A 22,147-nucleotide genomic window follows, 5' to 3' on the forward strand; every position below is an offset into this window, starting at 1 on the left:
ATTCAGTCAAAAAATCGGCAAAAAAAGCCAGCAAAACCACCCCCATCAGACAAAACCACCCTCCCTGGAGGGCGATTTCGTCAGGTATCAGGAAGAAACGCGAGCAAAAACACCCTCCCTGTTCAAAAGCACCCTCCACAGACAATAACGCCCTCCACAAACAGAAACACCCTCCACAGACAAGAAAAATACGAATTATCCACCCAAAAACACCAACCCCGGAGGGCAATTCTGTCGCTGGAGGGTGGTCTTGTCCCTTAAATACGTGGTGCCGGGAAAGTGATTAGGTTACGGGAGGGTAACTCGATTCTGGGAGGGCAGGTTTGTCACCTGAGGGTATTCATATCGCGGGAGGGTGGTTTTGTCCCTTAAATACGTAGTGCCAGGAAAGTGATTAGGTTACGGGAGGGCGATCTTGTTTCCGGTAGTAAGTTTCGGTAACAAAAAGGGGCTAATGCCGAGCTAATGCCCTTTTGGGTATTAACCCGGCATTAACCCACGAAAAGCGCAAGAAAAAGGGTAGCCCTGGCGGAAAATCCGCCAGGGCTACCCTTGAATCTTTAGGTAACTAGCTAAACAGCAGAGTTACTTCATCTTGGTGCCGACCGAGCCGAGGCGTTCACAAGCCTCAACTACGCGCGCCGCCATACCAGCTTCGGCAGCTTTGCCCCAAGAACGCGGGTCGTACTGCTTCTTGTTGCCGACCTCGCCGTCAATCTTCAGCACACCGTCATAGTTCTTTAGCATCCAGTCAGCTACCGGACGGGTGAAGGCGTACTGGGTATCGGTATCTACGTTCATCTTGATAACACCGTTGCGAACCGCAGTAGCAATCTCCTCGGCAGTAGAGCCAGAACCACCATGCATTACCAGGTCGAACGGCATTTCTTTACCGACTTTAGCTCCGACCTCTTTCTGGATGTCGCCTAGGATTTCTGGGCGCAGTTTAACGTGACCGGGCTTGTAAACACCGTGTACGTTCCCGAAGGTCAAAGCGGTAATGTAACGACCCTTCTCGCCCAAACCTAGAGCTTCAACAGTCTTTAGACCATCTTCAGCAGTGGTGTACAGCTTTTCGTTGATTTCCCCAACAACGCCGTCTTCTTCGCCACCGACAACCCCGATTTCAACCTCTAGGATGGTGTTGGCTTTAACGGACAGCTCTAGCATTTCCTTGGCGATTTCCAGGTTCTCTTCTAGCGGTACAGCCGAGCCATCCCACATATGAGACTGGAAGAAAGGCAGACGCCCAGCCTTTACTTCTTCAGCTTCCAGTTCCATTAGCGGGCGAATCCAACCATCAATTTTCTCTTTCGAGCAGTGGTCAGTATGCAGTGCCACGGTAACGTTGTAGCCCTTGGCGATTTCACGAGCATAAGCGGCCATAGCCAGGGAACCAGCTACCCGGTCATTCACAGTGGAGCCCGACCAGAAATCCGCACCACCGGAGGAAACCTGGATGATGCCGTCAGATTCAGCTTCGGCAAAACCGCGAATCGCGGCGGTCAGCGTTTGGGAAGAAGTCACGTTAATCGCGGGATAGGCGAATTTGCCTTCCTTAGCGCGGTTAAGCATTTCGTTATAAACATCAGGGGTTGCGATTGGCACTGTGGCCCTCCTTTTCTAAAGTTCTTACGGGTCTCATTCTCTCACAAGGTCAGGCTTAGTGCAGGGTCTTGTGTCCCACGGTTTTGTTATGTTGAATCACCCACGCCCACATGGCAACGGCGGCAGCTGCTCCTACATTGATAGACCGGGTAGATCCATATTGGGTAATCTCGTAAACTGCGGCACATTCCGCAATCATTTCTGGGCTCAAACCGTTCGCCTCAGAGCCAAAGACCAGGCAACAGCGCTGCGGTAACTGCGCGCCCTCTAGAGGCTGAGAACACTCAACATTGTCAATCCCAATCAAGGTAATCCCGCTCTGCCGCGCCCAATGCGCAAAAGAGGAAGCGTCCGGGAAATGGTCTACATGCTGGTAGCGGTCAGTTACCATCGCGCCGCGTTTATTCCAGCGGTGTACCCCCACAATATGTACCGAGTTAGCGCCAAACGCGTTAGCAGACCGCACAATGGATCCGATATTGAAATCATGGTCGAGGTTTTCGATAGCCACCTGGAACGGGAAACGTTCACTGTCTAGGAAATCGCGAATAGCATCCCGCCGCCAATAGCGGAAACGATCTTCCACATTCCGGCGGTCGCCTCCCGCCAGCAAATCCGGATCCCAATGCTCGCCCTCTGGCCAGTGTTCCGGCCCTCCCGGCCAAGGTCCAACTCCGTTAGCCATACCCTAGACCCGGAAACGGTCACGCTGGAGGTAACCGGTGAAATGGCACACCAGGGAGCGGGGAGCTTTCCAGGTTAGGAAGCTCATCAGCTTAAAGATTAGGGAAGGCACCGAGATGACCTTGCCACGCGCCAAGTCATTCAAGGCCTGTTCCACCACGTAGTCCGGGGTTAGCCGGGCAATAGTGGGCACGTCCTCGATTTTGGTAGTGATTTTACTGAAGAAGCCGGTATCGGTAGTGCCGGGCTTCAGCGCCATTACCTGTACTTCACTGCCACGCAGTTCCTCGGCGAGGGCGCAACTAAAGATTTCCACCCAGGTCTTATGGGCAGCGTAGGTTCCCATCGCAGTACCGGAAGCTACCGAGGACACATTCAAAATTGCGCCCCGTCCACGCTTGCGCATCCGAGAGGCCGCGGTTTGTGACAGCAGCATTACCGCCCTCACCATCACGTTTAGCCCCCGCACCTGTTGGGAGGCGGACCCGTCCACAAAATCTTCTGCCAGGGCGAAACCAGCGTTATTAACCAGCAGCGAAATCGGGCGTTCAGAGGCAGCCAAGCGGCGCGCAACCGCTTTAAGCCCCGGTTGGGTAGCCAAGTCTGCGGGTAGAACCTCGCAGGTAACCCCATAGTAATTCTCGATGCGTTGCGCCTCGGTCACCAAAACATTTTCCCGGCGGGCAACCATCACCACATTGTGTCCGCGCCCTGCGAGCTGGTTACAAAACTCTAGCCCTAGCCCACTGGAAGCCCCAGTTACTAAAACCCATGACATCTTTAATCCCCCTCGATTCCTAAATCTGCCAAATCCAGCGCCGCCAGATATTTCCAGCCAGCCTGATTAACCTTTTGCTTCGCTACATCACCGCGGTCTACCACTACCGCCACGCAGAGTACTTTAGCACCTGCTTTTTCTGCCGCCTGAGCTGCTTGAATAGGAGAGCCGCCGGTAGTGGAAGTATCTTCCACGATTACCACCTGTTTGCCCGCAATATCTGGGCCTTCAATCTGGCGTCCCATTCCGTGATCTTTAGCTTCTTTACGAACCACAAACGCATCAATATCGAGTCCGCGCGAAGCCGCCGCTTGCATAATCGCGAAGGCCACCGGATCGGCTCCCATGGTCAGCCCGCCGACTGCGTCAATATCCTCTGGCAGAAAGCCGGCTTCTTCTAGCAGGTCAAGTAATACATGCCCGATCAGCACTGAAGCCTCATGATGCAGAGTTGAACGCCGCAAATCAATATAGAATGAGGATTTTTTGCCACTGGCCAGCGTGAAATCGCCGTATTTAACAGATAGCTCTTTGATTAAGGAAACCAAACGAGCCTTTTGAGAATCATTAGCGGTCATGACATTCAGTTTATCGGTTTTGTAACCGATATGGTTAGCACATGAGGATTGCAACTTGGAACGTTAATTCCATTCGCGCCCGATATGAGCGGGTAAGCGCATTTTTAGAGCGGGAAAACATTGATGTTTTGGCGATACAAGAAACCAAATGTCGCCCCGAACAGTTCCCTTATGAACCTTTTTCCGCTGCCGGATACGAGGTCGCGGCGCATGGAGCGAACCAATGGAATGGGGTGGCGATTATTTCTCGGGTGGGTCTTAAGGACGTGCAGCGGGATTTCTCTGGGCAACCCGCCTACGGCAATCCGGGGAAGGAACCGGTAGTGGAGCCGCGCGCAATCAGCGCAAAATGTGGCGGGGTGCAGGTCTTTTCCCTCTATGTTCCCAATGGGCGGGAGCTTTCTCACCCTCACTACCGCTATAAGCTCTCCTGGCTAGAGCGGCTCCGCGAATATACGTCCTCGCTGTTAGAGGTGGATTCCCAGGCACAAATAGCACTGATGGGTGACTGGAATATCGCCCCCTTTGACCAGGATGTGTGGGATATGGAGGTGTTTGCAGACTCCACTCACGTGTCTAGGCCGGAACGGGAAGCATTTTTCGCTTTCGCAGATGCCGGTTTCACCGAAGTTACCCGCGACCTGTTTGATCAGTACACTTATTGGGACTATAAACAGCTGCGTTTCCCGCGAAATGAGGGAATGCGGATTGATTTTGCCTACTGCTCCTCTGCCCTGGCAAAACGGGTCACGGGGGCGCAGTCTTTGCGCGAGGAACGTAAAGGCAAAGGGGCATCTGACCACGTACCGGTGATTTTAGAGGTGGCTCCCAAGATCCATTAAGCGGTTTGGGCTACTTCCCGCAGGGCACGGTTTAGCTTCGGCCATAGCTGCTTGTGGAGGGCGCCGAAAGGCTCTTGCCCTAAAAAGACTGCTCCCAAACGCGAGGTAGGGTCAATCCACAGGAAGGATCCGGATTGCCCAAAATGGCCGTAAGTATCCTCGCTGGAGCCAGGCAGCGTCCAGTGTGGGTCTTTGGCGCCGCGGATTTCACAGCCCAATCCCCAGGCATTGTCGCGGTGAAAGCCATAGCCAGGCACTACCCCAGGTAGCTGCATCCCATCACTGCGCGACCAGGCAGCAAACAGCTTTGGGGAGAGGAAACGCGGGCAGGCGGCCTCGATAGCAAATGCCAAGAGTTCCCGGAGGTTCCCGTGCATTCCCCAGGCGGGCGATTCGGACAGTTGGCGTTCTATTCCCAGGGGTGAAAGCACCATTTCTTGAGCCCAAGTAGTGAAAGGAATCCCGGAACGCTGACTGAGTAGTTCACCAAGAATCTCATATCCAGAATTGGAATACACCCGGCGCCTACCGGTCGCGCGGGTAAACTCCCGTTTTTCATGACCCAGGCCGCTGCGGTGCGCGAGCAGGTCAGCAACACTTACCGGGCGGGACTCGCTTACTCCTGTTAGCTGTGGCAGAGGCTCGCTCAAGTCGAGGACACCGTTTTCTACTGCCCCCAAAATAGTGCGGGAAGTTACCAGCTTGGTGACCGACATCCAAGGATAGACTTTATCCTGGTCGCCCCAGCTTCCAAGCAGCTGACAGCTCCCTGGCAAAGTTGCAGATTTAAAGGAAAAAAGCGCGCAGGAAACCGGAAAAGGAAATTGCGCTAGGACTGCGGCTACGGGGTCAAAAGCCATAGCGGCATTATCCTTAGAAAGGACGAGCAGCCATAACTGCGGTAAGTGCCGCCACCGCTTCACGCGGCACGACGCCAACATCCGCCAAAGTGTTGTATTCCTCGGTTTCGAGAACGCTGTTGATAACCAAACGCCCCAGCAAGTCGATACTGAGAGCCTGGTTTTCCTGCGCGTATTCGAGGTCGTTCGCGTTTAGAATGCCGGAACGAACAATCTTGTCCAAGATTTCTTCCGGTACATCCGACAGACCGTATTTCTCCATTTCCTGGGAGGAAAGACTGATGTAGCCCTTTTCCAACAGGTCTTCCAAAGTAAAACCAGCAGCCTGTTCGATAGCGGCCATTGCGGAGGGGGTGGCAAAACCGCTGGACATGATGGCGCGCAGTGCCTTGGGGTTGGACAAGTCTACCTGGTTAATAATCAAGTTAGTGAGGGAGGCGACTACGTCTACCCCGTCACGGTTATAGAGCCACTGAATATGCAGCCCGTACCATTCGGCTAACAGGGAATGACCAAGTGATTTAGGATCTGCATCCTGGTTGATAAGCTCATCTTCTTGTAGCTGAGTAAAAGCAGAGGTAAGTACCTTTTGTAGCCCTTCAAATCGGGCTGCGAAGTGATCATGTGCCGGGTGAACTTCGTTTGAGGCTTCCACCGAGAGCATACATTCCATTTCCACGATTGTGGGATTGGAGCTGAGCTCGGTAGATAGCTGGGTGAAGGCGTTAAACACTTCAAACGGCTGCATATGCCGCATTGCTTGAATATCGAAATGGGAGCGATCTTCATAGCGTTCAATAACCGCCATGAGTAGGGCTTCTTTGGAGGGAAAATGGTAGATAACCCCAGGGTGAGAAATGCCGACCCGCCGAGCCACGTCGCGCATAGATAAACCGTGGTAGCCGACTTCCGTAATCATATCTACGGTTGCGTCAAGTATGGCTTCACGGCGAGCCACGCCACCGGCGTACGACCCGCGTTCCCCGCTCTTATGTGCTGGTTTGGGCACCTGGGCATCCCCTCCCTTCACTTCACCTAGTACTTATGTCCTATCCATCGCTTACATAAGAATACCTAAGCTTTAACCAGGATACAGTCTTTCCCCGAAAAATACATAACGAATTAACAATTTTTTTAATTTTTACTTCTGGGTACAAGAACTTACCCCCCCCCCGAAAATCTGTTCAACCTGGATAAGATAAACAAATAACCACCATATTTAAACATTTGTTTTACTGACCCCAGATTAGACATCGAGACATAACCCTCAAGATTTCCACACGGACTGTCATCAAATTATTTGAAGATTAAAACGAGCTGAGTTGGGGATAACCGATTCCGGAACTTTCACCGTAAGCTCGGAGCCATCTTCCCACTTGCCCGCCAACAATCCTTGCGCCAATTGGTCGCCAATCTCACTTTGAATCAGGCGACGCAGCGGACGAGCCCCAAATGCCGGGTCATACCCGCGGTTAGCTAACCACTGCTTCGCTTGCTCACTCACATTCAGTTTCAAACGGCGCGAAGCCAGACGCTCCATCAGCTGTCCCAACTGCAAATCCACGATTTTAGCGAGTTGAGCCCGGCTGAGCGGCTTAAAAATCAAAACCTCATCTAAACGGTTCAGGAACTCGGGACGGAAATGATTCTTCACCGCTTCCTTAACCAGCCGCTCTTTCTCTGCTTCTGCCAGGTCTTTCTCAGTCAAATACTGCGAACCCAAGTTAGAGGTGAGCACCAAAATTGTGTTGCGAAAATCCACCACTCGCCCTTGACCATCCGTAAGGCGACCATCATCTAAGACCTGCAGCAACACATGGAAGATTTCTGGATGCGCTTTTTCGACTTCATCAAGCAGAATTACCGAATAGGGACGCCGCCGCACTGCCTCGGTGAGCTGCCCGCCCTCTTCATACCCCACATATCCAGGAGGCGCCCCGATTAGGCGCGATACCGAGTGCTTTTCTCCGTATTCGCTCATATCGATGCGCACCATCGCGGCAGGATCATCAAAGAGGAAAGCCGCTAAGGACTTGGCAAGCTCGGTCTTCCCCACCCCGGTTGGCCCTAGGAACAGGAAAGATCCCGTCGGACGATTAGGGTCGGAGATTCCTGCCCGCGAGCGCCGCACCGCATCAGCAACCGCCTGAACTGCCGGTTCTTGCCCGATTAGTCGTTTACCAATCTCGGTTTCCATATGCAGCAGTTTTTCGGTTTCGGTTTGCAGCATTTTCCCGGTAGGAATCCCGGTCCAGGACTCCACCACTTCGGCCACTTCGGTAGGACCGACTTTTTCGACTACCATTACCGGTAAGTCACCGCTTTCCTGCTCCTGCTTTTCCGCAGCGGCAATCGCGGCCTGGATTTGCGGAATTTCTCCGTTTTGTAGCCGGCCAGCCTTTTCCCAGTCGCCACTGCGCATTGCCCGCTCTAGCTTGGTGTTTAGCTTATCGAGTTGCGCGCGCAAATCCCCCACTTTATTGCGGGAGGCTTTTTCAGATTCCCACCGTATATTCAAGTCATCCAAGACTTGTTGTTCCTTGGCGATTTCCGCGCGCAAGTCTGCTAGCCGGGCTTTGCTCTGCTCATCTAGGCCTTCCCCTTCGGAATCTGCCAGGTAGGCTGCTTCCATTTTCAGTCGGTCTACCTGGCGACGTTTTTCGTCTACTTCCACGGGACTGGAATCTAGCTCCATTCGCAGCCGGGAAGCGGCCTCGTCAATCAGGTCAATAGCTTTATCTGGCAGGTTACGTTCGGTGATATAACGGTCGGATAGTTTTGCCGCCGCCACCAGCGCCCCATCGGTAATCGTAACCTTATGGTGTGCCTCGTATTTGGGGGCAATCCCGCGCAAAATCGCTACCGTATCTTCTACGCTAGGTTCGGCTACGAACACCTGTTGGAAGCGGCGCTCTAACGCCGGGTCTTTCTCGATATTTTGTCGATACTCGTCCAGGGTGGTGGCTCCCACCATCCGTAGTTCGCCGCGCGCCAGCATGGGTTTAATCATGTTGCCGGCATCCATCGCCCCCTCAGAGCCACCCCCAGCCCCTACTACCGTATGCAGTTCGTCAATAAAGGTAACCACTTGTCCATCGGCATTTTTGATTTCTTCGAGGACGGCTTTCAGGCGTTCTTCAAATTCGCCGCGATATTTGGCGCCCGCGACCATCGCCCCGATATCTAGGCTAATCAGTTTCTTATTTTGCAAGGATTGGGGAACGTCTCCGGCTACAATCCGTTGCGCTAGACCCTCTACCACTGCGGTTTTACCTACCCCGGCCTCTCCGATTAGCACCGGGTTGTTTTTGGTGCGCCGCGAGAGCACTTGGATTACGCGGCGAATTTCTTTATCGCGTCCAATTACGGGATCGAGTTTGCCGCTACGGGCTACTTCCGTCAGGTCACGACCATATTTTTTCAAGGCCTGGAAGGAGGCTTCCGGGTCTTGCGACGTGACCGGGTCTTTGCGAAGTTCTTTGAGTTTGGCACGCAACGCCTTCACGCTGGCTCCGGCAGCATTTAGCAGCCGGCTAGCCCCAGTTTCCCCCTCGGATTCATCGGCGAGGGCGATTAACAGGTGTTCCGTGGATACGTATTCATCGCTGAGTTCACGCGCCAGTTCGCTGGCTTTCTTGATAACGCGGCGCATAGCCAGGGAGGTTTGCACTTCTCCGACGGAACTGCCGGTGACGCTAGGCAGTTTTCCCAGCATTTGATGGAGGGGCGCATTAATCTGCTGAGTGCGATTTGGTACTAACGTGTCCAGAAGCGCAAAGGCTATCGAGTCGGTTTGTCCCAGTAACGCATTCAACAGATGTTCTGGTTCTACCTGGGGATTGTTATTTACCTGCGCGGTTTGTACCGCATCCCCTAAGGCAGCTTGTGATTTAACAGTAAGTTTGGTTTCCATTTTTTCCTCCCATGTTCCCATCCGGGTGGGATGGGGTGTTGCTATTTAGTCCAACACCCTGAAAGTTGAGTTTATTCCACTCAACTTGCCTATTAAGTCACGCTCACCTCTCAAAGCGCTATTCGCCCTCCCCGCTTTCTAAAACATCAAGCCCAGGCAAAAGCGCAGAAATCAACCCAGAAAAGAGATAGCAATAGAGGATTTAAGACTTAAAACCTAGCGTGAACCCTCACGTCAGCTAAAAAAGATAGACGAATCCTAATATTTAAGAACCCTAACGATAATAAGAGGCGGTAATCAAGGCTTGGCGATTATCCCTGCCCCGTTTAACCGTCCAAACAATCCCCCAAATCATCAGCCCCAAACCGGCAAGCCCGATAAGAGTAGGAATCCCAAAAACCCACCCTAGGAAACCAAAAGAAAGATTAGGAATCAAACCGATAGACTCGATTTGAGTATTGGACGAAGAAGTGCAATCAACCTTAAGTTTGCCCGAACCACTAATCGCATAGGAATACACGGCAGACCCATTTTTGTCCTCTTGCAAGGATTCAGCCAACGCAACCCCAAACGAATCACCACTTTCAGGCTCTATAACCTCGCCATTAAAAGTAGCTTCACATTTAACATCCTTGGGGTTACTAGCTTCGACTATCAGTGCAGTATGTCCCGAAAACTCGTCTACCCGCTCGATACTGTTTTTACCCTCAAGCATGTCAAAATCAGAGACTGTATCGGTAGCCCACCCAATTATCAGACCAAAAAACGCGAGCGGAGCAGCAACTAGCATCATTACAATCCCAACAACCAATACCGTAATCGGTACGGCGCGAGATTTCACCGGGCGAGGCGGATAGGAGGAACCACCCCCTAATCCGGAAAAACTGCCTGCCGCCATATTTCCCGGTCCCGGCGTAACTGGCATTCCCGCTGGTGAATTAGTATTCCAAGAGTAATCGCTGTCTGGATACCTGGGGGGAATCGGTAAAGGAGCACCGCCATTACCTGCTGGCTGCGAAGGAGTAGCGCCACCTGCTGGGAAAGCTGTAGGCAAGGGCGCAGCGCCATTGCCGTTTGGAACACTAAAACTAGCTTCATTTACAGGATTTTGCGAGGGCGATACAGTATTTGATACCGAGGGCGCATGGTCATTCTTGCCCACCTGCGCGGGATTTCCCGAATATAACTGACCATCAAGCACCCACTGCTCCTGATCATTTGAGTTAGCTCCAAATTGATTCGGGGTTTGTCCCATTGTTCCTCCCATAAAAAGATTTATCCCCATTGTAAAGGCTAATAACGCTTTCCACCCCAAAGAACTATTTGCCCAGGTAAATAGGGCACAAGTTCCTGACCAACTGGAGCGCGAGAAGTCGGAAATTTAGTTAAGGGAGATACTTCCCCATTGGGACCGGCTGAAAATACCCGTCCTCGTCCTCGTTCATAAATAGCTAGCCGTTGCCGCAGCTGCTGATTTTCTGCCACCAAGCGAGACAGGGCGCGTTGCAGCTTGAGCACCTGTTTAATCCCCGCCAGATTCATCCCCTCTTCCTGAGACAGGCGCTGCACTTCCCGCAGCTCCGCAATATCTTGCGCGCTGTAGCGACGCCCCCTGCCCTTGGTACGCCGCGGAATCACCAACCCAATCCGGTCATATTGCCGCAGCGTTTGCGGATGCATACCGGCAAGCTCGGCAGCCACCGAAATCACATAGAGAGTTTCTATACCGCCAGACATTAGCGTCCCTCAAGATGACTGCGAGGATTAAAGTCAGGGTGATCTGCGGCAATCGCACTCGCTAGCTGCTTCGCAATATCAACCACCCGATTAGAGGGATAGGCAGGATTAACGATTTGCACCCTGGCCACCACATCTAGACCGTCCAGTCCTTTACCCCGTAATCGGAGTTTGGTTCCACTGTCAGCTCCTGCCGGAATCTTAATGGTCGCTTGTTTGCCTCCCAAGAGCGGGATTTGTACTTTCGCACCTACCAGCGCCTCAGCAGCAGTGACCGGCAGCTGCATTTGCAAGGCTTTCCCATCAAAGGAATACACCGAATCCGGTTTGACGTGTACCGTTACCACCAGGTCGCCATTACCCGCTGGCCCTGGTCGCCCTTTCCCGCGCAGACGCAGCTTCTTGCCGTCACGAATCTTGCCAGGAATGCGTACGGTCATAGTTTTCCCGTCCACCCCAAGTTTCATCGTGCTGCCGGACATAGCGGTAGCAAAATCTAGAGTGACCTCGGCAGCTAAATCTTGACCTTTCTCACGCCCAAAACCGCCACCAGCTCCAGATCCGAAACCTCCGGGAGCGCCATAACCGCCGCGCGTTCCGCCGGAAAATAGCGACCCCAGCATAGAACCCAAATCGCCTTCGCCCAGGTTAAACCTAGCGGAGCCGCCCCCCGGAGCGGTTCCTGCCCCAAACATAGAGGCGAACACGTCTTCGAAGCCTCCGGCCCCACCACGACCTGAAGTGGGGCCGGCGCTGAAACGGGCACCACCGCCCGCCATAGCGCGAATCGCATCATATTGCCGTTTTTTTTCCGGGTCAGAAAGCACCTGGTAGGCTTCGCCAATCGACTTGAATTTTTCCTCGGCGGCTTTATCACCAGGGTTTTGATCGGGATGATATTTACGCGCCAGTTTCCGGTAAGCTTTCTTAATCGCGGCCTGATCTGCTTTTTTTGACACCCCGAGGGCAGCGTAGAAGTCTTTATCTACCCAATCCTGTCCTGCCATGAATGCTCACCTCCTTAATCCCTAATCAGGGTTATTGACTATTACTTTGGTTGCCCGCAAAACGTTTTCGCCCACTTTATACCCGGGCTGGAGTACCTGGGCGATACTGGGTTCGCCCTCCCCACCGCTTTGCGCCATCAAGGCTTCATGCACGTTCGGGTCAAATTCTTCCCCAACGCTGCCGTAGCGAGTTAGCCCAAAATTGGTTTCCAGGGTATTTTCCATTTTCTTTGCAATGGCTTCGAAAGGACCTTTCAAATCCCCGGCATCACGCGCTGCTTGCACATCGTCCAGGACGCTTAGCAGAACCTGCAAGACCGCTTTCTTCCCCGCGGCATGATGGGCAGACATCTCAGTTTTGCTGCGCTTAACATACCCAGAGTATTCCTGCTGCAAGTTATAGATTTCCGCTCTTGAGCGCGCCAGCTGTTCGTTAAGCTCTGCCACCTGGGCTTTAAGTTTTTCTATTTCTTGGTTAGGGACGCTATCCGCATCTGATTCACCCGCGTTAGCCACTTCTTCAACTGGCGCGTCTTCATCATTGATTTCTTCCCCCAAACGTGCAGCCAAATCCGCAAAAGTCGCGTTCTCATCTGGGTTTTCAGTTTCCTCAGCTACCGGTGCATCTCCTGGCACGGCAGCGGCGCTATCTTCGAGGTCACTGCAACCGTCTTGCGAGGACGAATCGGCAGTGTTATCAGCATTTTCCGCTGCGTCCGGTGCTACCTGAGGGGTCGAACCCTGCTCTGGGGAAGAATCCCCATTATTTTCTGTATCTGGAGTCGAAGCCGGATTCATTGGATCTTTCACCTTAATCTTTATCCTCCGTTTCCCATTGTGCTCTTCCAAACTGTTTCCTCCTGCCCAGGGGGCGCCCACTTTCGCGAGCGCCCCCGACAGTTTGAGAGTAAAGAATTACTTGTTTTCGTCCTCGTCATCGACAACTTCCGCATCGATAACGTCATCTTCGGCTCCCGCTTCACCGTTTTCCGCAGAGGATGCACCCGCTTCAGCTTGGCTTTGCGTGGCCTCTGCCTGGGTCTGGGCGTAGAGGGTTTCCCCAATCTTTTGCGACTTGGTGTTTAGTTCTTCCATCGCTGCCTTCACGGCCTCGATATCCTCGCCTTCCAAAGCTTTCTTAACCTTGTCGGATGCTTCCCGCACCTCTTTAGCGATTTCCTCGGGGAGCTTTTCGGCGTTATCTTTCAGCAGCTTCTCGATTGAGTAAACGGTTTGTTCCGCCGAGTTACGCAAATCAGCTTCTTCGCGCCGTTTCTTATCCTCTTCCGCGTGCGCTTCGGCCTCTTTAACCATGCGGTCAATCTCGTCCTTAGAAAGAGCCGACCCCCCGGAAATGGTCATTGACTGTTCCTTATTGGTGTTTTGGTCTTTCGCGGAAACGTGCACAATCCCGTTGGTGTCAATGTCGAAAGTAACCTCAATCCGCGGAACCCCCATCGGTGCCGGCAAAATCCCGGTGAGCTGGAAGGTGCCCAGCGACTTGTTATCGCGAGTAAAGGTGCGTTCCCCCTGGAACACCTGGATTAGCACCGAATCCTGGTTGTCCTCAGCAGTAGAGAATATCTCTGAATGCTTGGTAGGAATCGCGCTATTGCGCTTAATCAGGGTAGTCATTACCCCACCCTTGGTTTCGATTCCCAGCGACAAGGGAGTTACGTCAATTAGGAGGACGTCGTTGCGATCTCCCTGGATAATTCCGGTTTGTAGGGCGGCACCGCTGGCTACCACTTCATCGGGATTAACCGACTTATTGGCTTCTTTTCCACCGGTCAAAGTCTTTACCATCTCGGCTACCGCCGGCATCCTGGTCGAACCACCAACCAGCACTACGTGATCAATGTCAGAGACCTGAATCTTGGCATCTGCAATCACCTGCTCGAAGGGCTTGCGGGTGCGTTCCAGCAGATCCTGGGTCATTTCTTCAAAGTGGGCGCGGGTGAGACGCTCATCTAGGTGCACCGGACCGGACTCGCCCATTGACAGGTACTGCAAAGAAATCTGGGTAGAGGTCGCAGATGAGAGTTCTTTCTTGGCTTGCTCGGCGGAATCACGTAGGCGCTGAATCGCGATCTTGTCATTTGACAAATCTACACCGGTATTAGTTTTCACCTTGTCCACCAGCCATTTCACGATGCGCTGATCCCAATCATCACCACCTAGGTGATTGTCTCCGTTAGTGGCGCGAACCTCAATGGTCGAGAATCCGTCCTCGTCTTTCATTACTTCCAGTAAGGAAACATCGAAAGTACCACCACCAAGGTCGAACACCAGGATAGATTCGTCCTTTTCGCTCTTTTCTAGCCCGTAGGCGAGGGCGGCCGCAGTGGGTTCATTTACTAGGCGCAGTACGTTTAGTCCCGCAATTTTACCGGCATCCTTGGTGGCCTGACGCTGCGCGTCATTAAAGTAGGCCGGCACGGTGATTACTGCATCTTTAACCGAGTCCCCGAGATATTCCTCGGCATCTTTCTTTAGTTTACCCAAGATAAATGCGCTGATTTGCTGGGGATTGTATTCCTTGTCGTCAATTTCTACCGTCCAGGAACTGTCCCCCATGTGACGTTTCACGGACGCGATTGTCCTATCTACGTTGGTCACTGCCTGACGCTTGGCAACTTCACCTACCAGAACTTCCCCGGCCTTTGAGAATGCCACTACCGAGGGAGTGGTGCGCTGACCTTCCGCGTTGGCAATAATAGTGGGCTGTCCACCTTCTAGAACCGCAATCGCGGAGTTGGTGGTTCCCAAGTCAATACCTACTGCACGTGCCATAGTTGTTGTCCTTCCTAATAATTTAGTTTTCAGTCTCGTTGGCTCGGGTTCTCACCTAGCTAGCGAGCGTTTCAACATCTGCCCCGCTTTCCGCTTCAAGCAACCTTGAGCCTTACACACTCAAGGCTACCAAATCTCGGCGAAACATCAAGCTGTAACCCAAAACCTGAGTCTACTTAGCTCAACTCTTAAGGACTGGTTTTTATTCCCCTTTTCCCTCTCTTTTTGCCTCAATTAATCTAGATTCGGCTTCAACCAGGGAAATCATCTTGAAAATCAAAGGGAGGGAGGGACTTTTCAACTAAAAAATCCCCCACCCCCAAATATCTCTTCCCAAATTGCGCTTGCAGCATATATCTTTTCTAAGTAGCAACTTCCCGAAAACCCGGAAAAGGAGAAATCATGGCAGTAGAACTGGTCGAAGAGTTCAGTGAGGAACTCCTAGAGGCATTTTCCCGCCTTATCCCCCAACTATCCAGTTCTGCCCAGGCGCTAAACGCCCAACAGATTAAAGAGTTCTGCGAACAAGAAGGGGTTTATCTCTTGGTTTTCCGTTCCGAAGAGGGCAAGATTTTAGGGATGCTTTCGTTAGCAACCTTCAAAATCCCCACCGGAAAGCGCGCTTGGATTGAGGACGTGGTGGTAGATTCAGCAGCCCGCGGTCAGGGAGCAGGTCAGGCACTGGTAGAAGCGGCGGTGCGCCACGCCAAAAAAGTAGGGGCAAAAACCGTAGACCTTACCTCCCGTCCCACCCGCGAAGCCGCTAACCGCCTATATCGACGCTGCGGATTCAAGCAGCGACAAACCAATGTTTACCGCTACGCCGATAACTAGCCGCTACGCCTTGCTTTCAGTAAGCGCGCGGATGAGCTAAGGCAAGAGATTACCTGCCCGAGCTCATCCTTAGGAAACATCGCGTCTTTGCGGAAGCTTAGGTTTTAGGTTAGATGCAAGATAAAACACATCACCCATTTATTAACCGTTTACCCAGGTTAAAAGATTTTATTTTGCCAAAATATCCCCTTAGGAAAATCTTGGACGTGAGTTAAAAAGCAATTACCTGCCAAAACTAGCTCAAGAGAGTAACAATGGTGGCAATAGCAATCGAGAAATAAGGATTAGTTTTTATGAGCACCCCATCTATTCCCACTTTGGAGCTTTCAAACGGATACCAGATTCCACAATTTGGGTTCGGAACCTACAAAATCTCCGCTGAAGATTGCGTTGATACGGTTAAATACGCTTTAGATTTAGGGATTCGCCATATTGATACCGCGCAGATGTATCACAATGAGGCCGAAGTGGGACGTGCCATTGAAGAATCCGGAATTCCCCGCGAGGAAATCTTCCTCACCACCAAACTCAACAATGATAAGCATCTGCCCGAGGACGCGCGTCGCTCTTTCGCGCAAAGCCTGGAGGATTTGCGCACCGACTATGTGGATTTATTCCTAATCCACTGGCCATTACCGACCCTTTACGGCGGTGATTTCGTGCAAACTTGGCGCACCCTATTAGAGTTCGAGCAACAGGGACGGGCACGCACCGTCGGGGTATCTAACTTCCAGATACCTCATTTAGAGCGTCTGATGAAAGAAACCGGGGTAATGCCCGCCGTGAACCAAGTGGAGATTCACCCCCATTTCGCTAATAATCAGCTGCGTTCTTTCCACCTCGAACACAACATCTTGACCGAAGCCTGGTCACCGCTAGCCCGCGGGACAATATTCGGAGATGAAAAAGTTATTTCCGCCGCTAAACGCCTAGGGAAAACCCCTGCCCAAGTGGTGTTACGTTGGGGGATTGAACGCGGAGACGTCCTCTTCCCCAAATCGGTTACTCCCGATCGCATTAAAGAAAACCTGGATATTTTTGATTTCCAGCTAGATGAACAGACTAAAGCGGATTTAGATTCTCTAGATAAGGGCGAGGACGGACGCACCGGTTCTCACCCCGACACTATGGCTCTCCTCTAACCCCCTGTATCCGCCAACAACGCGAGTCCTGGACTTTTCCTCCCACCTGACGAACAGCCATAGCGGTTCCCCGGGGGGATTGGTGCGGTAAAAGCGCTCGGGGCTCTGGTGAGCCTTGCTTCGCTCGGCTCAAGTCGCCTCTCGCATCTTTTACCGCACCAACCGTAAGACCTGCCTATATGGTAATACGTGCGCGTATCGGCGCAACATAGTAATCAGGTTGGTTCCAGCTGTGGGCGGGGGTAGATTTTATCCGAGTGGGTGCGGTGGGCATAAGAAATAGGGGAAAGACTTCCGTCTTTCCCCTATTTCTTGGGCGGGAGGAAAAATCTACCCCCGCCCTCCAATAAACAACGCTGAAGGCTAGTGTTCGCGATTGGCGTGGTAGTAGTTGATCAACGCTTTAGTCGAAGGATCTTGTTGCTCCAGAACCTCCCGGTCACCGGCGATTGCGGGAGTGAGCGCCTTAGCGAGCTGTTTGCCCAGTTCTACGCCCCACTGGTCGAAGCTGTTAATCCCCCATACGATCCCTTGGGTAAAGGTGATGTGCTCATAGAGGGCAATTAACTGTCCCAATACCGAGGGGGTTAGCCGGGAAGCCATAATCGAGGTGGAGGGCTTATTACCGGGGAATACCCGGGCAGGGACGATAGGTTCTGGAGTGCCTTCGGCACGTACCTGCTCGGCGGTTTTACCGAAAGCTAGCGCCTGGGTTTGGGCAAAGAAATTACCTAGGAACAGCTCATGCTGATCATTGTCTGCGTCTTTAAGCGGCCAGGTGGGGTTGGCGAAAGCTATAAAGTCGGCGGGAATCATTTGAGTTCCCTGGTGGATTAGCTGGTAAAAAGCATGTTGCCCATTAGTTCCGGGTTCTCCCCAAAAAATCTCACCGGTATCATAGCTCACTGCCTGCCCGTCCCAGCGCACGGCTTTACCATTTGATTCCATGGTTAGCTGCTGCAAATATGCGGGGAAGCGATGTAAATACTGAGAATACGGAAGCACCGCGTGGGTAGGTGCGTGCAGGAAGTTTCGGTACCACACGTTGATGAGTCCCATCAGAATCGGAACGTTCTCGCTGAGCGGAGCCGTCCGGAAATGCTCATCCATAGCGCGCATACCGGAAAGGAAATCAGCAAATCCTTCTTTACCAATCGCAACCGCCAAGGCAGTACCGACTGCGGAATCTACCGAGTAGCGCCCTCCTACCCAGTTCCAAAAACCAAAGGCGTTATCGGGATTGATGCCAAAGTCGGATACGGCTTCCAGATTGGTAGACACCGCTACGAAATGCTTTGAAATCGCTTCCCGGGATTGGGAGGCGTCTAATTCTTGGGGATTATTTTTGCCGTCCCAAACCCCATTAGCGACAAGTTTTTCAAGCAGCCAGCTCCGAGCAGCGCGGGCGTTAGTTAAAGTCTCTAGGGTGGTGAATGTCTTGGAAGCGACGATGAATAAGGTAGTTTCCGGGTCTAAGTCTTTAACTTTTTCACACAAATCTGTGGGGTCAATATTGGATACAAAGCGGCACTGTAAGCCCGCTTTTACGTAGGGCATTAGTGCTTCATAGGCCATAGCCGGACCTAAATCCGAACCGCCGATACCGATATTTACCACGGTGCTAATAGGTTTCCCGGTGATTCCTAGCCACGCTCCGGAGCGAACCCGTTCAGCAAAATCGTAAACTCGCGCTAGAACCTGCGCCACGTCCTTAGAAACGTTTTGCCCATCCACCTGGAGATTATCTTCTGCGCTGCCCCGCAAGGCGGTATGAAGCACGGCCCGGTCTTCGGTGTTGTTAATATGCTCACCAGCAAACATGGCGTACCGGTGAGCTTCGACTTTGGTTTGGGATGCTAAACGCATTAGAGCTGCTAGCACTGGCTCGGTTAGCAGATTTTTCGATAAATCAACGTGCAGTTGAGCGGCAGTGAAACTAAGCTGTGTTGCTCGCTCAGGATTTTTGGCAAACCATTCTGCTAAGTCGGGGTTAAAACCTTCAGACAGAGCCTGTAGCTCTTTCCAGGCAGGGCAGGTTGTCGGGTCTAAAGCAGCGTTCATTTTTCTCCTATTCAAATGTTTAGCTTAGAGGTCAATGATTGGTAGCTGGGAGACTTCAATATCCCATTCATCACGCGAAACCACCGAAATAATAGCGGTCAGCGGTAGCCACCATTGATCAAGAGGACGACGCACCTGGGTATCTACCTTTTCTTGCATTTGCATTAGCCCGAAAGGTTCAATCCCGTTAGCGCTCAACCCCACGGCTAGGGGGTCAGTCCGTTGTTGGGCAAATTGCGTATTTAGCTCTTGAATTGCTACCCGTACCAGGCGGGTAGCGAGAATACGGTCAAATGGGGATGGCTCTCCACCTTGTTGGAGATGTCCCAGGGCAGAATGTCTGACATCGAACAACCCTTTTGATTCTTGCGCAAATACGGAGGCAATGAACTCACGATTGTAACGACCACCGGCTTCTTCGTTATGTAACACCAGACAGAGGCGGCGACCTTCTTGGAAAGAATCGCGCATCATTTGCACATCATCGGTTAAATCTTGCAAATCGTAGGGATTCTCGTCAAGGTAAACCAATTCGGCTCCCGCAGCAATACCGGACATGAGGGACAAATACCCACAATGCCGTCCCATCGCGTCAGCGACAAAGCAGCGCCGGGAGGCAGCCGCAGATTCTCGAATCCGGTCAAGTGCCCAAACCGCATTATTTAGCGCTGAATCGGTTCCAATAGAGATTTCCGAACCCGGAAGATTATTGTCAATAGATGCCGGTACGCAAATCATTGGGATTTTGAAAGCCGGGTAGCGAGAGGTCTCTTGCCTCATCTGGTTAATCGAAAGATAGGCGTTATATCCGCCGATTACCATCAGGGCATCAATGCGGTGTTCTTCTAGGGCTCGACCGATTGCATAGTATTCTTCGACGCGGGGAATCTGGCGTAAAGTACCCAGCTCTGCTCCCCCATCAAAGCCCCATCCTTCAACGTCTTCCCAGCCTAAAGGCTTAATTTTTCCGGACATTAACCCTTCAAAAGAGCCGTAAATCCCCAGCATTTCGTGTCCGGCTGCGATTCCTAAACGCACGGCAGCCCGAGCCGCGGTGTTCATACCGGGAGCAAGTCCACCTACGTGCATTATCGCTATTCGTTTCGCATCTTTCTTTTGCGGTTCTTCTGTTGGTGGAGCCGCCATTACTTCATTAATTTCCAGCATTTCCGCAAAGGAGCGTCCCCGAGCCTGCACAGCTTTACCGTATTCTTTAGCCTTGGTGAACTTGGCGACTGCCCGGGTTTCAGTGACGGCTTTCATCAGGGGCAGACGAGCCACTCGGTTATGCCGAGCACCAATAATCACCGGCTGGGAGTCCTCGTCTTGATTCAAAACTTCATAAACAGCCGCATATCCCAGGGCGGTAGGCATCCACCGATCATAGGCAGAGGGCGTGCCGCCGCGTTGCACGTGCCCCAAAATGGTTAGGTGAGGACGCTCCCCCATTTCTTGTTCGAGAGCATCACAAACATCATTAGCGGTGATGGGGTTGCCGTCATGGTCGATAGCTCCCTCTGCTACCAGCACTATTGATTCGCGCCTACCGGCTTGCCGCCCGGCAGCAAGTTTTTGGGCGAGGGTGCTTTGCCACCCAACTTCGGGGGGCGCTTCGGGAATGAATACATAGTCACAGCCACGAGCGACCGCGCTCATCAAGGGTAAATATCCACAGTGTCTGCCCATGACCTCTACTACGAAAGTACGCCGATGGGAGGCGGCAGTCGAGGATAATTCGTCTAGTGCAGACAGGATTCGCTGTAAAGCAGAATCGGTGCCAATAGTCATGTCGAAGCCGACTAAGTCGTTATCGATTGAGCCGACCAGCCCCGCTACCCGCAGTTTTTCATGTCCAGCTACCTGCTCAGGGGTGAGTTCACCGGAGGTAACCAGTTCGTCTAACAGGCTGGGCCATTCTTCTTGGAACTCGTTGGTTCCGGCTAAGGAACCGTCTCCCCCGATTGAGATTAGGCGATCTATTCCATTTAAGAGGAGGTTCTTGGCGGCTTTACGCAGCCCAGAACGTTCTCGGAACTCTTTACAACGGGCGGTTCCGATGACAGTGCCACCTTTGTTTAGGATGCTGGAAACATCCGACCAGCCCATCGGCTTAATCATTTCGCCACCGGTGACAGCTCCCTGCCAACCTTCCAGGATTGCGTACGGCTGAGCACCCATTTTCAATGCAGTACGTACCACAGCTCGTACCGCAGCGTTCATTCCCTGGGCATCGCCGCCCGAGGTTAAAACTCCTAGCCGTTTTGGCTGCGGTTTTGCGGAGTCGGTCATTTTCCCTCCCCTTAAAGACTGGCTCCTAGGCGCTTCCCCGGGCTACCAGCGTCATTATTTTATCTACCTCTTCTGGATTAGGCGCTACTACCTTTTTTCCAGACAAGTATTCGCCGAGCGCTTGGGCATAAATCCGTCCACTGGCATCGGGATTGAAATCAACTGATGTGAGGGGCGGATTAAAAAGTTGCCCTTCGGGGGCATTGCCTACCCCGATTACTGCGCAGTCATTGGGAACCATGCGACCACACATTCTTAGGGCTTGGATAACTTCCATTGCCAAGAAATCATTGTGACAGATAAACCCATCGATACCAGGATTTTTAGAAAATAGTTGCACCAATTCTCCCGATAGGTTGGGAGAGTTATATTCGGTGGTCAGCATAGTAGGGGTGGGACAACCCCCAAGAATACATCCTTGGAGTACCCCCGCATAGCGCAGTTGGTTCAGGTTTTCCAGCAGGGAGCTGGAAGAACAGGGGTAAACCAAATTGCGATGCCCCGAGGAAACCATTCGGGAAGCCATTGCCCGTCCGGATGCACCGTAGAGGGCAGCTACCACTGGATATAGGGGCGAATCGGTAGCGAAAATTGCTTTCTTTACCGGCGCTCCCAGCGCTTCTAGCTGGTTATTCTGTTCTTTACTAAAGGAAACTAGAGGAAGAATCGGACCGATTTCTTTCGAGGTTTCAGCCAGAAAGTCTAAGTCTATCTCGTCGCTTTTCAGGAGGATGGGAACCAGTTCAAACCCCATCTTGGCACTTTCAAACAACACCCGCAAAAGGGTAGTAACCAGTGGAGAACTGTGCGGCATCGGCGGCATTACAAACAGATATCTTTGGGTATCTGCCTGCGGATTCTTTGCCACTATTTCCCCTCCTTGCCAGAGTTCAAATCTTGAGTTTCTCTTGAACTCTTAGTTCATTAATCAATACTAGCCTATTTCCGCCAAGCAACCAGTGAAAAAGCGGGGCGGACGCTTTATTTTTGCGTCCGCCCCGCTTTTGATGTTGAAAGAAAT

The 22,147-nt window shown here is 52.2% G+C and carries 18 protein-coding genes; 3 read left to right on the forward strand and 15 right to left on the reverse strand.

Translation table 11 applies throughout. The annotated features are described in order from the left end of the window. Positions 1 to 585: 585 nt before the first annotated feature. Genes fbaA through pyrE form a run of 4 tightly spaced genes read right to left on the reverse strand, consistent with a single transcriptional unit; the run spans position 586 to position 3,648 of the window. Positions 586 to 1,608, reverse strand: coding sequence for a class II fructose-bisphosphate aldolase (gene fbaA, locus PG728_RS07050; protein WP_072509228.1), 1,023 nt, complete (start codon positions 1,606 to 1,608; stop codon positions 586 to 588). Between the two features lie 55 nt (positions 1,609 to 1,663). Next, entirely contained in the window at positions 1,664 to 2,293 is a 630-nt protein-coding gene (locus PG728_RS07055) for a TrmH family RNA methyltransferase (protein WP_270626665.1), read from the reverse strand. Between the two features lie 3 nt (positions 2,294 to 2,296). Continuing rightward, positions 2,297 to 3,070, reverse strand: coding sequence for an SDR family NAD(P)-dependent oxidoreductase (locus PG728_RS07060; RefSeq protein WP_270626666.1), 774 nt, complete (start codon positions 3,068 to 3,070; stop codon positions 2,297 to 2,299). A gap of 2 nt (positions 3,071 to 3,072) precedes the next feature. Further along, on the reverse strand, positions 3,073 to 3,648 hold the full coding sequence (gene pyrE, locus PG728_RS07065; protein WP_270626782.1) for an orotate phosphoribosyltransferase: 576 nt from the start codon (positions 3,646 to 3,648) through the stop codon (positions 3,073 to 3,075). A 41-nt stretch (positions 3,649 to 3,689) separates the two neighbouring features. Here pyrE and PG728_RS07070 point away from each other — a divergent pair, with 41 nt between their 5' ends. After that, complete coding sequence (locus PG728_RS07070) at positions 3,690 to 4,490, forward strand: exodeoxyribonuclease III (protein ID WP_270626668.1); 801 nt, start codon at positions 3,690 to 3,692, stop codon at positions 4,488 to 4,490. On the opposite strand, the gene PG728_RS07075 is transcribed toward PG728_RS07070, so the two are convergent. From PG728_RS07075 to dnaK, 8 genes are all read right to left on the reverse strand, one after another. Continuing rightward, positions 4,487 to 5,350: a serine hydrolase domain-containing protein gene (locus PG728_RS07075; RefSeq protein ID WP_270626669.1), complete on the reverse strand. Its 864-nt coding sequence runs from the start codon at positions 5,348 to 5,350 to the stop codon at positions 4,487 to 4,489. The genes PG728_RS07070 and PG728_RS07075 overlap by 4 nt on opposite strands. 13 nt (positions 5,351 to 5,363) lie before the next feature. Continuing rightward, the gene (locus PG728_RS07080; protein ID WP_270626671.1) at positions 5,364 to 6,359 is read right to left on the reverse strand and encodes a TetR/AcrR family transcriptional regulator; all 996 of its coding nucleotides are present in this window, start codon (positions 6,357 to 6,359) and stop codon (positions 5,364 to 5,366) included. A 282-nt stretch (positions 6,360 to 6,641) separates the two neighbouring features. Further along, complete coding sequence (gene clpB / locus PG728_RS07085; protein ID WP_270626673.1) at positions 6,642 to 9,263, reverse strand: ATP-dependent chaperone ClpB; 2,622 nt, start codon at positions 9,261 to 9,263, stop codon at positions 6,642 to 6,644. 274 nt (positions 9,264 to 9,537) lie between these two features. Beyond that, a complete protein-coding gene (locus PG728_RS07090; protein ID WP_270626674.1) occupies positions 9,538 to 10,518 on the reverse strand; it encodes a hypothetical protein in 981 nt (326 codons plus the stop codon). A 38-nt stretch (positions 10,519 to 10,556) separates the two neighbouring features. Next, the gene (locus PG728_RS07095; protein ID WP_270626676.1) at positions 10,557 to 11,000 is read right to left on the reverse strand and encodes a heat shock protein transcriptional repressor HspR; all 444 of its coding nucleotides are present in this window, start codon (positions 10,998 to 11,000) and stop codon (positions 10,557 to 10,559) included. Next, positions 11,000 to 12,007 carry a DnaJ C-terminal domain-containing protein gene (locus PG728_RS07100; RefSeq protein WP_270626678.1) on the reverse strand — a complete coding sequence of 336 codons (1,008 nt, stop codon included), beginning with the start codon at positions 12,005 to 12,007 and terminating at the stop codon, positions 11,000 to 11,002. Before PG728_RS07100 ends, PG728_RS07095 begins: the two co-directional genes overlap by 1 nt. 21 nt (positions 12,008 to 12,028) lie before the next feature. Then, complete coding sequence (grpE, locus tag PG728_RS07105) at positions 12,029 to 12,817, reverse strand: nucleotide exchange factor GrpE (protein WP_270626679.1); 789 nt, start codon at positions 12,815 to 12,817, stop codon at positions 12,029 to 12,031. A gap of 105 nt (positions 12,818 to 12,922) precedes the next feature. Then, a complete protein-coding gene (gene dnaK / locus PG728_RS07110) occupies positions 12,923 to 14,800 on the reverse strand; it encodes a molecular chaperone DnaK (protein ID WP_270626681.1) in 1,878 nt (625 codons plus the stop codon). 402 nt (positions 14,801 to 15,202) lie between these two features. Between dnaK and PG728_RS07115 the strand changes: the two genes are divergently transcribed. Together PG728_RS07115 and PG728_RS07120 are read left to right on the forward strand one after the other, a co-directional pair. After that, positions 15,203 to 15,634: a GNAT family N-acetyltransferase gene (locus PG728_RS07115; protein ID WP_072509216.1), complete on the forward strand. Its 432-nt coding sequence runs from the start codon at positions 15,203 to 15,205 to the stop codon at positions 15,632 to 15,634. A gap of 293 nt (positions 15,635 to 15,927) precedes the next feature. Further along, positions 15,928 to 16,776 carry an aldo/keto reductase gene (locus PG728_RS07120; RefSeq protein ID WP_270626684.1) on the forward strand — a complete coding sequence of 283 codons (849 nt, stop codon included), beginning with the start codon at positions 15,928 to 15,930 and terminating at the stop codon, positions 16,774 to 16,776. Between the two features lie 363 nt (positions 16,777 to 17,139). Here the strand turns inward: PG728_RS07120 and pgi are convergent, their stop codons facing one another. The 3 genes from pgi to PG728_RS07135 are packed head-to-tail and all read right to left on the reverse strand — an operon-like array spanning position 17,140 to position 21,994. Beyond that, positions 17,140 to 18,837 carry a glucose-6-phosphate isomerase gene (gene pgi / locus PG728_RS07125; protein WP_270626685.1) on the reverse strand — a complete coding sequence of 566 codons (1,698 nt, stop codon included), beginning with the start codon at positions 18,835 to 18,837 and terminating at the stop codon, positions 17,140 to 17,142. 24 nt (positions 18,838 to 18,861) lie between these two features. Then, positions 18,862 to 21,126 (reverse strand): 6-phosphofructokinase, encoded by a 2,265-nt coding sequence (locus tag PG728_RS07130; protein ID WP_270626687.1) that lies wholly within the window; start codon positions 21,124 to 21,126, stop codon positions 18,862 to 18,864. A gap of 25 nt (positions 21,127 to 21,151) precedes the next feature. Continuing rightward, positions 21,152 to 21,994: a substrate-binding domain-containing protein gene (locus PG728_RS07135; protein WP_270626689.1), complete on the reverse strand. Its 843-nt coding sequence runs from the start codon at positions 21,992 to 21,994 to the stop codon at positions 21,152 to 21,154. Positions 21,995 to 22,147 lie beyond the last annotated feature (153 nt).

It is taken from the genome of Varibaculum timonense (assembly GCF_027694345.1).
Taxonomy (GTDB): Bacteria; Actinomycetota; Actinomycetes; order Actinomycetales; family Actinomycetaceae; genus Varibaculum; species Varibaculum timonense_A.

What these genes read in the sequence shown, in the direction of transcription:
- PG728_RS07055 (WP_270626665.1), bottom strand. Translation starts at nt 2,293, where the DNA reads ATGGCTAACGGAGTTGGACCTTGGCCGGGAGGGCCGGAACACTGGCCA.
- PG728_RS07060 (WP_270626666.1), bottom strand. Translation starts at nt 3,070, where the DNA reads ATGTCATGGGTTTTAGTAACTGGGGCTTCCAGTGGGCTAGGGCTAGAG.
- pyrE (WP_270626782.1), bottom strand. Translation starts at nt 3,648, where the DNA reads ATGACCGCTAATGATTCTCAAAAGGCTCGTTTGGTTTCCTTAATCAAA.
- PG728_RS07070 (WP_270626668.1), top strand. Translation starts at nt 3,690, where the DNA reads ATGAGGATTGCAACTTGGAACGTTAATTCCATTCGCGCCCGATATGAG.
- PG728_RS07075 (WP_270626669.1), bottom strand. Translation starts at nt 5,350, where the DNA reads ATGGCTTTTGACCCCGTAGCCGCAGTCCTAGCGCAATTTCCTTTTCCG.
- clpB (WP_270626673.1), bottom strand. Translation starts at nt 9,263, where the DNA reads ATGGAAACCAAACTTACTGTTAAATCACAAGCTGCCTTAGGGGATGCG.
- PG728_RS07090 (WP_270626674.1), bottom strand. Translation starts at nt 10,518, where the DNA reads ATGGGACAAACCCCGAATCAATTTGGAGCTAACTCAAATGATCAGGAG.
- PG728_RS07095 (WP_270626676.1), bottom strand. Translation starts at nt 11,000, where the DNA reads ATGTCTGGCGGTATAGAAACTCTCTATGTGATTTCGGTGGCTGCCGAG.
- PG728_RS07100 (WP_270626678.1), bottom strand. Translation starts at nt 12,007, where the DNA reads ATGGCAGGACAGGATTGGGTAGATAAAGACTTCTACGCTGCCCTCGGG.
- dnaK (WP_270626681.1), bottom strand. Translation starts at nt 14,800, where the DNA reads ATGGCACGTGCAGTAGGTATTGACTTGGGAACCACCAACTCCGCGATT.
- PG728_RS07115 (WP_072509216.1), top strand. Translation starts at nt 15,203, where the DNA reads ATGGCAGTAGAACTGGTCGAAGAGTTCAGTGAGGAACTCCTAGAGGCA.
- PG728_RS07120 (WP_270626684.1), top strand. Translation starts at nt 15,928, where the DNA reads ATGAGCACCCCATCTATTCCCACTTTGGAGCTTTCAAACGGATACCAG.
- pgi (WP_270626685.1), bottom strand. Translation starts at nt 18,837, where the DNA reads ATGAACGCTGCTTTAGACCCGACAACCTGCCCTGCCTGGAAAGAGCTA.
- PG728_RS07130 (WP_270626687.1), bottom strand. Translation starts at nt 21,126, where the DNA reads ATGACCGACTCCGCAAAACCGCAGCCAAAACGGCTAGGAGTTTTAACC.